This window comes from Sulfitobacter sp. W027 (genome assembly GCF_025143985.1).
Taxonomy (GTDB): Bacteria; Pseudomonadota; Alphaproteobacteria; order Rhodobacterales; family Rhodobacteraceae; genus Sulfitobacter.
The window spans coordinates 629,825-644,389 of sequence record NZ_CP083564.1 but is presented as its reverse complement, the minus strand read 5'-3'; the positions used below and the strand labels follow the sequence as shown (position 1 = coordinate 644,389).

Sequence of the window (14,565 nt, the reverse complement as noted above, 5' to 3'; positions counted from 1 at the left end):
CCAGAAGGCCGCCCATGCGCCTCTCCGCCATTTTCATGATCGCCCTGACCTTTGCAGCCGCAGCGGTGGTCTCTTTAGTGGCGGCAAGCTTTTCGGTGCAACTGATCGAGGATACTTCCGAAATCGGTGTGCGTGACGCGCTGGACGATCAGGGCATGACATGGGCCGAGGTGCAGGCCGACGGTTTGCAGGTCACCCTCGCCGGGATCGCGCCGACCGAAGCGGTCCGCTTCCGCGCCCTCTCAACTGCTGGAACCGTGGTCGACGCCGCCCGTGTGATCGACGAGATGGAGGTTGAAGCCCAATCCGGAATCGCCCCGCCGCGTTTCTCTGCCGAAGTGCTGCGCAACGATGCGGGCATTTCGATCATCGGCCTGATCCCCACCAGCACCGACCGCGACGCGGTGATCGAAGCCTTTGGCGACATGGCGGGTGAGGCCACGGTGACCGATCTGTTGGAATCCGCAGACTATCCTGCACCTGATGGCTGGGAAGACGCATTGAACTTTGCTGTACGTGCCATGGCGGACCTGCCCCGCGCCAAAGCTTCCGTCGATGCAGGCCGCGTGACGATAACCGCCATCGCCGACAGCGCCGCCGCCAAAGCACAGATGGAGCGCAAGTTGCAGCGCGCGGCCCCACCCAGCCTGCGTCTGCGTCTCGACATCGCCGCACCGCGCCCGGTGATCACGCCTTTCACTTTGCGGTTTGAGATCGACGAAGAAGGCGCGCGTTTCGATGCCTGTTCTGCCGATAGCGATGCTGCCGCCAACCGCATCCTCAAAGCGGGCATCGCCGCTGGCGCGCCTGAGAGCGCCAATTGCACCATCGGTCTGGGTGTGCCCAGCCCGAACTGGGGCCGCGCCGTGGCGCTGGCGATCGATGCGCTGAGCCGTGTGGGCCAAGGCTCCATCTCTTTCGCGGACGCAGACATCACCTTGCTCGCGGCGCCGGGCACCGATTCCGATAGTTTCGACCGCGTGGTGGGAGAGCTGGAAAATGCCCTTCCGGACGTTTTCGCCCTGACCGCAAGATTGCCCAAGGTCGAAGACCCCGACGCTGGCCCGCCTGAATTCACCGCGACCCTGTCCCCCGAGGGGCAAGTGCAACTCCGTGGACGGCTTACCAGCGAAGGGCTGCGCGATCTGGCGGACAGCTATGCGAAATCGCATTTCGGGTCGGCCAATGTCTACACCGCCGCCCGTCTGGATGAGACCCTGCCCGCCGATTGGGCCACCCGCGTTTTGACCGGGCTTGAGGCGATGGCCTCGCTCGCCAATGGCTCTGTCACGGTCACCCCCGACCGGCTTGAAGTGATCGGCGACACCGGTAGCAAAGAGGCGAACACCACCGTTGCCTCCCTTCTGGCCGACAAGCTGGGCGAAAGCGCCGATTACAGCATCGACATCACCTATAAAGAAAAACTCGATCCCATCGCCGGGCTGCCGACCCCCGAGGAGTGCGAAGCCGAGATCCGCGAAATCCTCAAGATCGGCAAGATTACCTTTGAACCGGGCAACGCCACGATTGACGCCTCGGCACTTGGTACGATGGATGACATCGCCGAAGTTCTGAAACATTGCGGGGACATTCCGCTGGAGATCCAAGGCTACACCGACAGTCAAGGCCGCGGATCGATGAACCAGTCACTCTCGCAAAGCCGCGCGGAATCGGTTCTAAACGAACTGCGCGCCCGCCGGGTTCTGACTTCTTCCTTCGTAGCCAAAGGCTATGGTGAGGAAAATCCCATCGCCGATAACCAGACCGAAGAGGGCCGCGAAGCCAACCGCCGCATCGAATTCCGCCTGATCCGGCCCGAGGCTGAGACCCCCGAAGACGAAACAGCGCTGGAATCTGCTGAAGAAACGGGCGATACCACGGCAGAAGAGATCGGGGAATCCGACGAAACCGAAGAAGGCAGCGGTGATGAGCAGAACTGAGTTTGTCCTGGCAACAGCCATCATTCTTTTCGTGGCCTTCTGCATGGGATGGTTCGCCAACTGGCTGCTGAACCGCTTCACCCGTGTGGCCGCCGATGATGTGGCCCAGCTTGACCGGATGAGCCAAGAGCTGCACGAGGCCGAGGAGACCCGCGATCAGGCGATCACCTATCTGCAACAGCGCGAAGCCGAACTGACCAACCAGCTTGCCCAGACTGAGGCAGAGCTGCGTGCCGCGATGGACGGCCTGCGCGACGCCCGCCACGAGGCCGAAGAGATGCGCGCCTATATCGAGCGTCAGAAAGCCTAACCACACGCCCTGCCGGAGGGTCCCATGGCCAAACTTGCCCATTCCATGATCCGCGTCCTTGATGAGGCGGCATCAGTGAAATTCTACGAAGACGTGTTTGGCCTTAGAATCGCCGACAGGCTGGATTTCGACAGCTTCACCCTGATCTACTTGCGCGATGCTGCGGGCGATTTCGAGCTGGAGCTGACGGTCAACAAGGACCGCGACACGCCCTATGACTTGGGCGATGGCTATGGCCATCTGGCCTTTGTGGTCGAAGACCTTGAGGCCGCCCGCGACACCGCGATCAAAGCCGGTGCCGCCCCGCGTGACATCGTTGATTTTCGCCCTGCGGGGGAGACTGTGGCAAAGTTCTTCTTTGTGGCGGACCCCGATGGCTATCAGATCGAAGTCATAGAAAAAGGCGGGCGCTTCGCCTAAAGCGATCGCTTACCAGCGCTCTAGCGCGGCCTCATCCTCGTCTTTTGCGGCGACCCAAGCCTCACCCTCTGCCGTGATCTCACGCTTCCAGAACGGCGCGCGGGATTTGAGGTAGTCCATCAGGAATTCCGCCGCCTCGAAAGCATGGCGGCGATGCCGCGCGGCGCTGGCGACCATCATAATCTGCTCACCCGGGGCCAGCCGCCCATAGCGGTGGATCACCAGCGCATCTTGCAAATCGAACCGCGCGACCGCCTGCTCAGCAATCTCGCGCAGGGCCTTTTCGGTCATGCCGGGGTAATGTTCGATCTCCATCGCGCTCAGCGTACCTGCATCATTGTCGCGCACGACGCCGGTGAAGGTCACAATCGCCCCGCTGGCCCCCTCGCCCTTGGCAAAACGCGCGGCCTCCTCGGCCAGATCAAAGGGCGCTTCCTGCACCAGAACCCGCATCGGTCAGCCCCCGGTCATCGGTGGGAAAAAGGCCACTTCGCGCGCGCCTTGGAGCGGGGCGTCGAAATCGGTCAATTCCTGATCTACGGCCACGCGCAATGCAGAGAGGTCAGAGAACGCCAAAGCGTAGCGCTCTTCTCGGCCGCGCAATTCTTCGACCAATTCGGCCACGGTCGCGGCGGTGCTTTCCACCCGTTCGCGGGGCAGGCCGATCCGCTCGCGGACCCAAGCGAAATACAGAACATCCATCAGCGTGGCTCCTTCAAATGTGGCAGCGCCTTGCGCAGGTAGTCAAAGCCGGTAATGGCGGTCAGCACCGCTGCGATCCACAGCAGGACCAGCCCCAACAGCCCGGCCCATTCCATTCCGGCAAGTTTCCAGCCCAGCCCCAGAGTATCTTCAACCTCACCATCCAGGATCGCTTCGATCATTTGCTGGTCCATGCCAAAGACGCTCATCCCGAGGTAATGTTCAAACACGCCTTGTGAGAACAGCACCGCGATGGCAATCATCTGTAGCGTCGTTTTCCATTTGGCCAGTTGGGTGACCTTCAGCGTCCCCGCAACATCGCCTAGATATTCCCGCAAGCCCGAAACGAAGACTTCGCGAAACAGGATCAGCGTTGCAGGCAGGACAAGCCACGGCGACCAACTGGAGAAGGCCACGATTACCATCAGCGCGATCACGACCATCGCCTTGTCGGCAATCGGGTCAAGCATGGCGCCCAGCTTGGTCTCTTGCCCCCAAGCGCGGGCGAGGTAGCCGTCAAACCAATCCGTCACCGCCGCCCCTACAAACAGCACCAATGCGAACCAATCGGCATAGGGACGTGTAAAATAGAGAAACATGACCGCCACACCGGGGGCCGCGACCAGCCGAAGCAGGGTCAGGATATTGGGCAAATTCCATTTCATGACATCATCCTATCCTGCGCCTTTCCCGGCTGAAAGGACGAAACCGCGCCAGCGGTCTGCCCTTCGGTTGGCGCGTCGCTAGCCCTTCTCATGGAAATAACCGTAAATTGTCTCTGCCAGCGCATCCGACACGCCATCGACGGCCTTAAGATCGCTGAGGTTCGCGCGGCCCACGGCCTTGGCCGAGCCGAAATGCGCCAAAAGGGCGCGTTTGCGCGCGGCCCCGACGCCCGGCACATCATCGAGCGGCGTGGCGCTGACCCCCTTGGCGCGTTTCGCGCGGTGAGTGCCGATGGCGAAACGGTGCGCTTCATCGCGCAGACGCTGCACGAAATAAAGTACCGGATCATTGTGCCGCAGTGCCATGACCCGCTTGCCGACGCGGTGGAACTCCTCTTTACCCGCGTCACGGTCGATACCTTTGGCCACGCCGACCATCGGAATATCCTCAACCCCATGCTGCGCCATGATGGAGGCCACGGCGCTCACCTGCCCCGCGCCGCCGTCGATCAGCAGCAGGTCAGGCCAAAGGCCCCGGCTCCGGTCCGGGTCTTCTTTGATGAGCCGTTTGAAGCGGCGGTGGAGCACCTCTTTCATCATGCCAAAGTCATCGCCCGGGGTCAGGTCATCACCACGGATGTTGAACTTGCGGTACTGGTTTTTCATCATACCCTCGGGGCCCGCGACAATCATCGCGCCAACGGCATTGGTGCCTTGGATGTGCGAGTTGTCGTAAACCTCGATCCGCTCAGGCGGCACCGGTAAATCAAAGGCATCGGCCAGCCCTTGCAGCAACTTTGTCTGGGTCGCTGTCTCGGCCATCTTTCGGGCGAGACTTTCACGCGCGTTGCGCAGCGCACCATCGACCAACTCTGCCTTCTCGCCTCGTTGCGGCACCAGCAGTTCGACCTTGCGACCGATCTTGCCACTCAGCGCCTCGGCCATCAGATCGGGGTTTTCGATCTCGTTGCTCAGGATCAACTGGCGCGGCGGCTCGCGGGTGTCGTAGAACTGGCCGATGAAAGCCTCCAAGACTTCAGCGGCATCCACATCGGCCCCGACGCGCGGATAGTAATCGCGGTTGCCCCAGTTCTGATTGGCGCGGATGAAGAAGACCTGCACGCAGGCCTGTCCGCCTTCCATATGCAGCGCGATGATGTCGGCCTCATTCACCCCTTGCGGGTTGATGCCTTGCGCCGTCTGAACCTGCGTCAGCGCCTTGATCCGATCGCGCAGGGCCGCGGCGCGTTCAAACTCCATCGCCTCTGATGCTTCGGCCATGTCCCGCGCCAGACGCCCCTGAATTTCAGTCGATTTGCCACTCAGAAACCGCTCCGCATCGCGGACGGTCTGGCGGTATTCCTCGGCCGAGATCTTGCCGACGCAAGGAGCAGAGCAGCGTTTGATTTGGTGCTGCAAGCAGGGCCGCGTGCGGCTGTCGAACATTGAGTTAGAGCAATCACGCAACAGGAACACCCGCTGCAACTGGTTCAGCGTGCGGTTCACCGCACCCGCGCTGGCGAAGGGGCCGTAGTAGCTGCCCTTTTCCTTTTTCGCGCCACGGTGTTTCTTGATCTGTGGGTAGTCGTGATCGGCTGTGACAAGGATATTGGGAAAGCTCTTGTCGTCGCGCAGCAGCACGTTGAACTTGGGCTTGAGCTGTTTAATCAGGTTTTGTTCAAGCAGCAGCGCCTCGGTTTCCGTCTTCGTGGTCAGGAACATCATCGAAGCGGTATTGGCGATCATCCGTGAGATGCGCCCCGAATGTCCTGTGGGCCGCGCATAAGACGACACTCGCGCCCGCAGGTTCCGCGCTTTGCCGACATAGAGCACACGGCTTTCCGCATCGAGCATCCGATAGACGCCCGGCGACGAATCGAGCGACTTCAGATAGGCCTGAATCACCTTGCGGCCTTGAGGCGGTGGGCTGTCGTTGGGCGTGGTCATCTTAGGCGCTGATTCTCATGCTTTGCTGCAATAGGACGGCAATGGGGGCAAGCTTTAACATGTCCACTGAAGATGTGGATAAGTCTGACGATAACTTCTGGGCATCTCGGATTTCTCTTTGTTTTTAACATGGTTCGCTGATTTGCCTAATTTTTAGGCACGCCCATAATGTCCTGATTTTGCTCATCCTTTTGTTTACTGTGAAACAAGCCCCTGAAAACAAAGGGGTTTCGGTAACACTTTGGTTACATAGGTTAAGGACGTGCAAAACTTCTCGCATGGCTATCAGTTTGCGGGGCTTCTGGGGCTTTTATCCCACTGCAAATGTTCGCCTCCGTCAGTGCAGATCAACTGCCCTGTGACCCCCGGCGAATCGATGAAATACCCAAGTGCTGCCGTAATATCCTCAGGATTAGCTCCCCGGCCTAGAACCGTGGCGCGCCGCTGTGCGGCAAAGTCTTCGGCGTCTTGATGAGAGCCCTGCAAGGTGGGGCCGGGGCCGATCCCATTGACCCGGATCGCGGGCGCCAGCGCCTGTGCGGTCGTGCGCGTCATCGCCCAGAGGCCCATCTTGGCGATCGTATAGGTGGTGAATTCCGGCGTAAGGTTACGGACCCGTTGGTCGAGCATATTAACGATCAAACCGCTCGACCGCGGCACTCCTCTGTCGTCGGTTTCGGGCGACACCCCCTGCCCCGCCATCGCCTGCGTCAGCACGAAAGGCGCCCGCAGGTTGCTGCCCATATGGCGGTCCCAGCTTTCGCGACTGGCGCTGATGATATCGTCCTGTTCGAAAATTGACGCGTTGTTCACAAGGCAGGTGATCGGCCCGCCGAGCGCCTCTGCCGCGCGGGGCAATAGCGCTTCGGTCGCGGCATCATCCAAGAGGTCTGCCTGTAGCGCTACAGCACCACAGCCCATGGCGGCGATCTCGGCGGCGGTCGCCTCGGCCCCGTCGCGTGAGGTGGCGTAATGCACCGCCACATCAAAGCCCCGCTGCCCAAGATACAGCGCCATGGCGCGGCCCAGACGTTGCCCGGCTCCGGTCACCAATGCCCGCCGCATCTGTCGCCCTCCTCAGATCAGGATGATAAACAAATAAAGTCCATAAAGCGCGCTGAGCGCCACACCCCAAAGCCGCGTGATATCCCGCCCCAGATAAACGAAGGGGATCAGCAACAGCGACGCGCCCAGCATCACCCAAAGGTCGATCCGCAAGAAGGCTTCGTCGACCTTAATTGGGCCAACAAGGCTCGCGATGCCGATGATTGCCAGCAGGTTAAACATGTTCGAGCCGATAACGTTGCCAAGCGCCACATCCGCCTGACGGCGCAGCGCGGCCATCACGGTGGTCGCCAATTCCGGCAGCGATGTGCCCACGGCCACAAGCGTCAGGCCAATCACTGTGTCACTCACCCCATAGGTCTGGGCGATGATCGTGGCGTTATCCACCAGAAGGCTTGCGCCCAAGGGCAGGCCAATCAGACCAAGGATCAGGAACAGCGCAATCTGCCAACCGGCCATATTGGGGTCAGCGCCTTCAAGCTCTTCCTCATCCTCAGCGGCACCGCTGCGACAAGCGTGACGGTGATCCTTGGCATCGCCAAAAGCGTCATAGAGCATATAGGCCAGCCCAGCGAGCAGGATCAGCCCCGCGATCCAGTCAAAGACCCCGCGGAAAGCCAGCGCGATGAACAAGACCGAGGCGGCGATCATCTGGTTATAGGTCTTACGCGTGCTGCATTCCGAGGTGTGCATCGTCGCCAGCAACGCCGGAATACCCAATACCATCAGGATGTTCGCCGTGTTCGACCCGACGACATTCCCAAGCGCCAAACCCGGCGCGTTGTCCAAGATCGCCTTGACCGAAATCAGCAGTTCAGGCGCAGAGGTGCCAAAGGCCACGATCGTCAGACTGACAATCAGCGCGGGCACCCCAAGGCGCAGCGACAGGTTCACCGCCCCTTTGACCAGAGCATCCCCCGCGAACAGCAGGATTACGAGGCCAAGCCCCGACAGTAGCCACGGCATCAGCATTAACGCCCTCCCTTACAGGCACAATCGCCTTTGCCAATGCGGTAACGTCCGCAGTCACGGCATTTGGTCCGGGACAGGCGTTTGCCTCCTAGCCAATGCATTTTTCCAAACCAAGCCAAAAGGCCCATGGCCACCAGAAAGAGCAGAACGATCTTAAAAACCATGCGCTAGAGACCAAACCGCGCATAGGCTGCGCGTTCCTCTATGCCCTGCACCGCGTCTTGTACCATCTGTACGCCAAAGCGTGACAGAAGCCCGCGTTTCGCTCCGTAGCGGCGCAGTTTGACCTTCTCGCCAAAGCGCTCTTTCAGCAGGGGTTTCAGATGGCCGATGCCGTCGATCAACCCCAGTTCGGCGGCGCGTTTCGCCAGCCAAATTTCCCCGGTGAAGAGGTCTTGCCCCTCGGGCAGTTTGCCCGCACGGCGTGTCTTTACATGGTCGATAAAATTCTCGTGGATGTCTTCCAACAGCACCTTCAGCCGGGCAACATCCTCGGGGTTTTCAGGGCGGAACGGGTCGAGCATGGATTTGCTCTGCCCTGCCGTATAGACGCGCCGCTCAACTCCATGTTCCCGGATGAACTCATGCACCCCGAAAGAGGCCGAGATCACCCCGATTGAGCCCAAGATCGAGCTTGGGTCCGCGTAAATCTCATCCGCCGCAGCCGCCAGCCAGTAACCGCCCGAGGCGGCGACATCTTCGACAAAAGCGATGACGGGGATGTTCTTTTCCTCCGCCAACCGCCGAATGCGTGCGCCGATCAGCGATGATTGCACCGGACTGCCACCGGGAGAGTTAATCTCCAACGCGACAGCGGCAGGCTTGCCCTTGGCAAAAGCCTTTTCGATGACCGGACCCATGGTGGCATCGTTCAACACCGCGCGGCCCTGCGATCCGATCATGCCGGAAAGCCGGATCACGGAAACGCTGGGCGGGGATTTAAGGAAGGGCAGCCGAATTCTCATTCTTCTCATGTAGAACGCCCACCCCGCGCAAACAAGGCGGGCGCAGAAGTTTCGCGGCCCTCAGGCCCGCAGACGCCAGCCGGTGCGGAAAATCCACCAGATCACAACAAGGCAAAGCGCCGTAAACAGCGCGATTGCGGCAAGGCTGGTGAGGATTGGCACATCGGCAGAACCGAAAAATGCCCAACGAAAGCCTGAGATCAGATAGACCACCGGATTGAAATGCGAGATCACCTGCCAGACCGGCGGCAGCATCGAGATCGAGTAGAAGGACCCGCCGAGGAAGACCAACGGCGTGACGATCAAGAGCGGCACCAGTTGCAACTGCTCAAAATTCCCCGCCCAGATTCCGATGATGAAGCCCATCAGCGCGAAACTGATGCAGGTCAGGATCAGGAAAGCGAACATGGCGATGGGATGCTGGATTGTGATGTCGACAAAGAAAAACGCCGTGATCAGGATGATCGTGCCGATAAACAGCGCTTTGGTCGCAGCCGCCCCGACATAGCCGATGACGATCTCGAAAAAGTTGATTGGGGCCGAAAGGAGCTCATAAACCGTGCCGATAAATTTCGGGAAATAGATGCCGAAAGAGGCGTTTGAGATCGACTGCGTGATGACGCTCAGCATGATCAGCCCCGGCACGATAAAGGCGCCATAGCTCACGCCCTCGACCTCTTCGATCCGGCTGCCGATGGCTGCGCCGAAAACAACGAAGTAGAGCGAGGTTGATAGCACCGGGGAGATGATGCTCTGCGTGATGGTGCGAAAGAAACGCGCCATTTCAAAGGCGTAGATGGCTTTGATCGCGGTCCAGTTCATGCCGCATCCTCCTTGAGCAGATCGACGAAGATATCTTCCAGACTGCTTTGCCGTGTCGCCACGTCCTGCAACACCAGACCGCTTTCGGCGACTTTCGAGAGTAGCTTAGTGATGCCGGTCCGCTCGGCGTTGGTGTCATAGGTGTAGATCAGGGACTGCCCGTCGGTGGACAACTCCACATCCGGCGATCGCAGCGCCAGTGGGACTTCGGTGATCGGCTCGGTGAGCTGCACTTCAAGTTGCTTTTTGCCCATCCGCGCCATTAGAGCGTCTTTCTCTTCGACCAGCAGCAGTTCACCCTTGGCGATGACGCCGATCCGGTCCGCGATGGCCTCTGCCTCTTCGATATAATGGGTGGTCAGGATGATCGTCACGCCAGAGGCTTTCAGCCCCGCGACGATCTCCCACATGTCCTTGCGCAGCTCCACATCAACGCCCGCGGTGGGCTCGTCCAGAAACAGCACCTTTGGGTCATGCGACAACGCCTTGGCGATCAGCACCCGGCGCTTCATTCCGCCCGAAAGCTCACGGATCTGGCTGTCTTTCTTATCCCAGAGCGAAAGTTGACGCAGGATTTTCTCCAGCACCGCCTCATCCGCCGGCCGGCCAAACAGCCCGCGCGAGAAGCGCACGGTGTTGAGCACCCGCTCGAAAGGTTCGAGATTGATCTCCTGCGGGACCAGTCCGATCATCGAACGTGCCGCGCGAAAATCGTCCTTAATGTCATGGCCGCCCACGGTTACCTTGCCGCTGGTCGCGGTGGTGATGCCACAGATGGTCGAGATCAGCGTCGTCTTGCCCGCCCCGTTGGAGCCGAGAAGAGCAAGGATTTCGCCCTGCTCAATCTCCAGATTGACCCCTTTAAGCGCCTCGAAACCGCCCGCGTAGGATTTACGCAGGTTCTGAATATCCACGATTGTCGGCATGGTCGTCTCCGCTTTGGTAAGGCGGGCAACCTAACTGGCTTTGGGCCGGGTGAACAGATGCCTTCAAGTCTTGGCGCGGCCGAACCAGCCCTTTTTGGCGGGGGCGTCTTCATCAGCTTCCGCGCTTTCGCCCGTCTCTTCTGCCGGACCTTCGAGCGAGGATTGCAGGCTATCAAAGAACTGATCTGCCATCTTTTTTGCGAAACCGTCGATGATCCGACTGCCAAGCTGCGCCAGCTTGCCGCCGACTTTGGCCTCGACATCATAGCTCAGCTCGGTGCCGCCGTCCTTTTCGGCAAGCCGCACTTCCGCACCGCCTTTGGCGAAACCGGCTGCACCGCCCTTGCCCTCGCCCGTGATGGTCAGCGCTTCGTTCGGCACGAGATCAGAGAGTTTCACATGGCCCTTAAAGGTCGCCTTCACCGGGCCGACCTTTTGCACGACGGTGGCGTCATAACCCTCTTCAACCGAGCCGGTTACATCCTGCGCGCCGGGCACACAGGTTTGCAGCATCTCAGGGTCCAGCAGCGCGGCATAGACCTCAGCTGGGGTGGCGGCGATCTGACGGGTGTCGGACATCTGCATGGCTGGCTCTCCCTTTGGCGTATCCCACCAGTCTAGCGGGTAATTCTGCGCAAACCAACGTCAAAGCGCTGGACCTCCCGCGCCGGGCTGGTAGGTCTTTGCCATGACAACTACTCCCCATAACCGCGCCGGTCTGGCGATCGGTCTGATCCTTCTCGGCGTGGCCGCGATTTCGGTCAATGACATGCTCATCAAACGTCTGTCGGGCGGCTATCCGCTGCATCAGATCGTTTTTACGCGCTCGGCCATCGGGATCATTCTGGGGCTGGTACTGGTCAAACTTGAGGGCGGGTTTCATCTGCTCAAGACGCGCCAGCCGGGGCTGCATCTGCTGCGCGGGCTGCTGATCGTGATCTCGAACATGTCCTTCTTTCTAGCGCTGTCGGTCCTGCCCTTGGCCGAAGCGACGGCGCTGTTCTTTGCCGCACCCCTGTTCATCACCCTGCTGTCGATCCCGCTTCTGGGCGAAAAGGTCGGCCCGCTGCGTCTTGGCGCCGTAATCGTGGGGTTTGTTGGCGTGGTCATCATGATGCGGCCATGGGCTTCGACGGCGACGCTCGACGTCTCCCGCTGGGTCTTGCTGCTGCCGGTACTGGCGGCGCTGACCTATGCGCTGAACCAATTGATGACCCGTAAGCTGGGCGTGAACTCTAAAGCATCGGCCTTGATGGTCTATATTCAGGCCGCCTTCGTTGCCGTGTCCCTTGGGTTCTTCCTGATCGCTGGTGACGGGCGGTTCGTGGATGAGGGCAGCAGTGCTTCGCTCCAGTTCCTGCTGCGGGCGTGGATTTGGCCGGCGCAGGAGGATTACCTCACCTTCCTCGGCATCGGCCTCAACATCGCGCTGATCGGCTATTGCCTGAGCCAAGCCTACCGGCTGGGCGATGCGGCCACGGTGGCCCCATTCGAATACATCGGCCTGCCGCTGGCGGTGTTCTGGGGTTTCGTAATCTTCGGCGATCTCCCGGTCTGGGAGGTCTGGGTCGGGATCGCGCTGATCCTTGCCTCGGGCCTGTTCGTCTATCTGCGCGAGCGCCAAAAGGCGCTGCGCGTGACCCGTTTGCAGGGCGGACGGCGCGCTTAGCGCGCCACTTCCACCACCACCTTGCCCGTCGCCTTGCGGTCGCGCAGCAGGGCCAGCGCCTCATTCGCCTGCTCCAGCGGCATGACGTTGCTGACATGGGGCTTCAGCTTGCCCGCGACATACCATTTGATCAGCTCGGCGAAACTGTCGGTCAGCACCGAAGGTTTGATCTTGGCATAGCCACCCCAGTAAAAGCCCAGCGCGGTGAGGTTCTTGACCAGCAGGATATTGGCCGGAATCTGCGGCACCTCACCGCTAGCAAAGCCCAGCGGGATCAGCCGCGCTTCGGGATTGCAGGCACGCATGGCGGCTTTGAACTGGTCGCCGCCCACCGGGTCATAGACCACATCGGCCCCGCCCAATTCCTTGACGATCGCGCGGATGTCGTCGGTCTCGGAGTTGATCAGATGATCGGCCCCCGCCTCTTTGCAGACAGCGAGCTTGTCCGCACCCCGCGCCACGGCGATCACCTCGGCCCCCATCAGTTTGCCCATCTCCACCGCCGTCAGGCCAATGCCGCCCGATGCACCCAAGACCAGCAACCGCTCGCCCGGCTGCAGCCGCGCCTTATAGTCCAGCGCCACATGGCTGGTGCCATAGGCGATCAGGAAGGCGGCGGCGTCGACCGAACTCATTTCTTCAGGGATCGGCACGCAGACTGCGGCGGGAATGGCGGCGTATTCGGCCAGCCCGTCGAACCCGGTATAGGCCGCCACGCGCTGCCCGACTTTCAAATTCTCGACCCCCGCGCCCAGAGCGGTGATCGTGCCCGCCATTTCCATCCCCAAGGTAAAGGGCAGCGGCGGCTTTTCCTGATAGGTGCCTTTGATGATCAGCAAATCGCCAAAGTTCAGCCCGCAAGTATCGACTTGGATCAGCACCTCACCTTGCCCCGGCATCGGCATCTCAAGCTCTTGCAGGGTGAGCGGTTCGTCATAGGCGGTGACTTGCATGGCGCGCATCGGGCTGTCCTTTCGTGCTGCTTTGGCCCGAAGAGGCCAGAAGCCGCCGGACTTGGCAAGGCCCGAGGCACGCGCCGCTGCGTCAGCCGGGCATGATCACCAGCCGAATGCCATAGGCGATGACCGCCAGCAGGGCGACACTGGCCAGCCAAAGCGCCACGAACCAGCCCGCGCGTTTCAGCCAGTGGCCCATCAGTGATACCCTTCCTCAGGGTCGATTTTGCCGCGGAACACCCAATAGGCATAGGCCGTATAGCTAAGGATCAAGGGCAGCAGAACCAGCGTGCCGACCAGCGCGAACATCAGGCTTTCATCGGGTGCGGCGGCATCGGCGATGGTGAGACTCGGCGGGACCATATGCGGGTAAAAACTGATCCCGATGCCGATGAAGCCCAGCACAAAGAGAGCCAGCGCGCAGAAGAACGGCTGTTTGTCGCCGCGGCGTTGCAACCCGCGCAGCATCCCGAAGGCCGCCAGCGCCACCAGCAGAGGCACGATGCCGCTGAAGAGCGCGGTGGGCCAAGCGAACCACCGCTCGAAATAGACCGCATCGGTGAAGGGCGTCCAAAGGCTGACCAGCCCCATGAAGACCAGTGTCGCCACCGCCAGCGGCCATGCAAGGCGGCGCATATGCGCCTGAATGCGGCCTTCAAGCTTCATGTTAAGCCATGTCGCGCCCAGCAAAGCATAGCCCGTGGTGACCGCCACCCCGGTCAGGATCGAGAAGGGCGTGAGCCAATCCCACCACCCGCCCGCATAGGCGCGGCCCTCGATCTCAATCCCCTGCACCAGCGCACCGAGGGCGATGCCCTGACAGAAGGACGCCACCAGAGAGCCGCCAAAAAACGCCATGTCCCAAAGGGGCTTCCACCTTTTCGTGCGCCAGCGGTATTCAAATGCCACCCCGCGAAAGATTAGCCCGAGCAGCATCAGGATGATCGGCATATAGAGCGCAGGCATCACCACCGCATAGGCCAGCGGGAAGACCGCGAAAAGCCCGCCGCCCCCCAGCACCAGCCATGTCTCATTGCCGTCCCAGATGGGGGCAACGGAGTTCATCATCACATTGCGTTCGCTCTCATCCTTGGTCATCGGAAAGAGCAGCCCAACGCCCAAATCGAAACCGTCGAGGATGACATAGATCAGCACGGCACCCGCGATGATCCCGGCCCAGATGAACGAAAGTTCCAGTCCCAGCAT

17 protein-coding genes are annotated in these 14,565 nt (G+C 60.7%); 4 read left to right on the top strand and 13 right to left on the bottom strand.

The features are described 5' to 3' along the window. Positions 1-14 precede the first annotated feature (14 nt). Genes K3759_RS03165 through K3759_RS03155 form a run of 3 tightly spaced genes read left to right on the top strand, consistent with a single transcriptional unit; the run spans position 15 to position 2,670 of the window. A complete protein-coding gene (locus K3759_RS03165) occupies positions 15-1,940 on the top strand; it encodes an OmpA family protein (RefSeq protein WP_259984283.1) in 1,926 nt (641 codons plus the stop codon). Beyond that, positions 1,927-2,250: a hypothetical protein gene (locus tag K3759_RS03160; protein WP_007118939.1), complete on the top strand. Its 324-nt coding sequence runs from the start codon at positions 1,927-1,929 to the stop codon at positions 2,248-2,250. Before K3759_RS03165 ends, K3759_RS03160 begins: the two co-directional genes overlap by 14 nt. 24 nt (positions 2,251-2,274) lie before the next feature. Beyond that, a complete protein-coding gene (locus tag K3759_RS03155) occupies positions 2,275-2,670 on the top strand; it encodes a VOC family protein (RefSeq protein ID WP_259984282.1) in 396 nt (131 codons plus the stop codon). Positions 2,671-2,679: 9 nt separating this feature from the next. Here the strand turns inward: K3759_RS03155 and K3759_RS03150 are convergent, their stop codons facing one another. The 10 genes from K3759_RS03150 to K3759_RS03105 form a co-directional block, all read right to left on the bottom strand. After that, positions 2,680-3,123, bottom strand: coding sequence for a molybdenum cofactor biosynthesis protein MoaE (locus tag K3759_RS03150; protein ID WP_259984281.1), 444 nt, complete (start codon positions 3,121-3,123; stop codon positions 2,680-2,682). Between the two features lie 3 nt (positions 3,124-3,126). Continuing rightward, complete coding sequence (gene moaD / locus K3759_RS03145) at positions 3,127-3,375, bottom strand: molybdopterin converting factor subunit 1 (RefSeq protein WP_259985546.1); 249 nt, start codon at positions 3,373-3,375, stop codon at positions 3,127-3,129. Continuing rightward, positions 3,372-4,037 (bottom strand): CDP-diacylglycerol--glycerol-3-phosphate 3-phosphatidyltransferase, encoded by a 666-nt coding sequence (gene pgsA, locus K3759_RS03140; RefSeq protein ID WP_132444239.1) that lies wholly within the window; start codon positions 4,035-4,037, stop codon positions 3,372-3,374. Before pgsA ends, moaD begins: the two co-directional genes overlap by 4 nt. Before the next feature lie 78 nt (positions 4,038-4,115). Continuing rightward, a complete protein-coding gene (gene uvrC / locus K3759_RS03135) occupies positions 4,116-5,984 on the bottom strand; it encodes an excinuclease ABC subunit UvrC (protein WP_259984280.1) in 1,869 nt (622 codons plus the stop codon). A 285-nt stretch (positions 5,985-6,269) separates the two neighbouring features. Continuing rightward, positions 6,270-7,049 (bottom strand): SDR family oxidoreductase, encoded by a 780-nt coding sequence (locus tag K3759_RS03130; protein WP_259984279.1) that lies wholly within the window; start codon positions 7,047-7,049, stop codon positions 6,270-6,272. 12 nt (positions 7,050-7,061) lie between these two features. Beyond that, positions 7,062-8,021, bottom strand: a complete 960-nt coding sequence (locus tag K3759_RS03125) for a calcium/sodium antiporter (RefSeq protein WP_259984278.1) — start codon at positions 8,019-8,021, stop codon at positions 7,062-7,064. A 167-nt stretch (positions 8,022-8,188) separates the two neighbouring features. Next, on the bottom strand, positions 8,189-8,986 hold the full coding sequence (locus tag K3759_RS03120; RefSeq protein ID WP_259984277.1) for a S49 family peptidase: 798 nt from the start codon (positions 8,984-8,986) through the stop codon (positions 8,189-8,191). A 60-nt stretch (positions 8,987-9,046) separates the two neighbouring features. Further along, positions 9,047-9,808 (bottom strand): ABC transporter permease, encoded by a 762-nt coding sequence (locus K3759_RS03115; RefSeq protein WP_259984276.1) that lies wholly within the window; start codon positions 9,806-9,808, stop codon positions 9,047-9,049. Then, a complete protein-coding gene (locus K3759_RS03110) occupies positions 9,805-10,734 on the bottom strand; it encodes an ABC transporter ATP-binding protein (RefSeq protein ID WP_259984275.1) in 930 nt (309 codons plus the stop codon). The genes K3759_RS03115 and K3759_RS03110 overlap by 4 nt, the downstream gene beginning before the upstream one ends. Before the next feature lie 63 nt (positions 10,735-10,797). Next, the gene (locus K3759_RS03105; protein WP_259984274.1) at positions 10,798-11,319 is read right to left on the bottom strand and encodes a CoxG family protein; all 522 of its coding nucleotides are present in this window, start codon (positions 11,317-11,319) and stop codon (positions 10,798-10,800) included. A gap of 103 nt (positions 11,320-11,422) precedes the next feature. On the opposite strand from K3759_RS03105, the gene K3759_RS03100 reads away from it, so the two are divergent. After that, the gene (locus tag K3759_RS03100; protein WP_243262287.1) at positions 11,423-12,403 is read left to right on the top strand and encodes a DMT family transporter; all 981 of its coding nucleotides are present in this window, start codon (positions 11,423-11,425) and stop codon (positions 12,401-12,403) included. On the opposite strand, the gene K3759_RS03095 is transcribed toward K3759_RS03100, so the two are convergent. The 3 genes from K3759_RS03095 to cydB form a co-directional block, all read right to left on the bottom strand. Further along, positions 12,400-13,365 (bottom strand): NADPH:quinone oxidoreductase family protein, encoded by a 966-nt coding sequence (locus tag K3759_RS03095; protein ID WP_259984273.1) that lies wholly within the window; start codon positions 13,363-13,365, stop codon positions 12,400-12,402. The genes K3759_RS03100 and K3759_RS03095 overlap by 4 nt on opposite strands. Before the next feature lie 82 nt (positions 13,366-13,447). After that, complete coding sequence (locus K3759_RS03090; protein WP_259984272.1) at positions 13,448-13,558, bottom strand: DUF2474 family protein; 111 nt, start codon at positions 13,556-13,558, stop codon at positions 13,448-13,450. Next, positions 13,558-14,565: a cytochrome d ubiquinol oxidase subunit II gene (gene cydB, locus K3759_RS03085; RefSeq protein WP_259984271.1), complete on the bottom strand. Its 1,008-nt coding sequence runs from the start codon at positions 14,563-14,565 to the stop codon at positions 13,558-13,560. The genes K3759_RS03090 and cydB overlap by 1 nt, the downstream gene beginning before the upstream one ends.

Excerpts from the sequence above, each read along its gene's own strand:
- K3759_RS03165 (WP_259984283.1), top strand. The coding sequence starts at position 15 with ATGCGCCTCTCCGCCATTTTCATGATCGCCCTGACCTTTGCAGCCGCA.
- K3759_RS03160 (WP_007118939.1), top strand. The coding sequence starts at position 1,927 with ATGAGCAGAACTGAGTTTGTCCTGGCAACAGCCATCATTCTTTTCGTG.
- K3759_RS03155 (WP_259984282.1), top strand. The coding sequence starts at position 2,275 with ATGGCCAAACTTGCCCATTCCATGATCCGCGTCCTTGATGAGGCGGCA.
- K3759_RS03150 (WP_259984281.1), bottom strand. The coding sequence starts at position 3,123 with ATGCGGGTTCTGGTGCAGGAAGCGCCCTTTGATCTGGCCGAGGAGGCC.
- pgsA (WP_132444239.1), bottom strand. The coding sequence starts at position 4,037 with ATGAAATGGAATTTGCCCAATATCCTGACCCTGCTTCGGCTGGTCGCG.
- uvrC (WP_259984280.1), bottom strand. The coding sequence starts at position 5,984 with ATGACCACGCCCAACGACAGCCCACCGCCTCAAGGCCGCAAGGTGATT.
- K3759_RS03130 (WP_259984279.1), bottom strand. The coding sequence starts at position 7,049 with ATGCGGCGGGCATTGGTGACCGGAGCCGGGCAACGTCTGGGCCGCGCC.
- K3759_RS03125 (WP_259984278.1), bottom strand. The coding sequence starts at position 8,021 with ATGCTGATGCCGTGGCTACTGTCGGGGCTTGGCCTCGTAATCCTGCTG.
- K3759_RS03120 (WP_259984277.1), bottom strand. The coding sequence starts at position 8,986 with ATGAGAATTCGGCTGCCCTTCCTTAAATCCCCGCCCAGCGTTTCCGTG.
- K3759_RS03115 (WP_259984276.1), bottom strand. The coding sequence starts at position 9,808 with ATGAACTGGACCGCGATCAAAGCCATCTACGCCTTTGAAATGGCGCGT.
- K3759_RS03110 (WP_259984275.1), bottom strand. The coding sequence starts at position 10,734 with ATGCCGACAATCGTGGATATTCAGAACCTGCGTAAATCCTACGCGGGC.
- K3759_RS03105 (WP_259984274.1), bottom strand. The coding sequence starts at position 11,319 with ATGCAGATGTCCGACACCCGTCAGATCGCCGCCACCCCAGCTGAGGTC.
- K3759_RS03100 (WP_243262287.1), top strand. The coding sequence starts at position 11,423 with ATGACAACTACTCCCCATAACCGCGCCGGTCTGGCGATCGGTCTGATC.
- K3759_RS03095 (WP_259984273.1), bottom strand. The coding sequence starts at position 13,365 with ATGCGCGCCATGCAAGTCACCGCCTATGACGAACCGCTCACCCTGCAA.
- K3759_RS03090 (WP_259984272.1), bottom strand. The coding sequence starts at position 13,558 with ATGGGCCACTGGCTGAAACGCGCGGGCTGGTTCGTGGCGCTTTGGCTG.
- cydB (WP_259984271.1), bottom strand. The coding sequence starts at position 14,565 with ATGCTGGGACTGGAACTTTCGTTCATCTGGGCCGGGATCATCGCGGGT.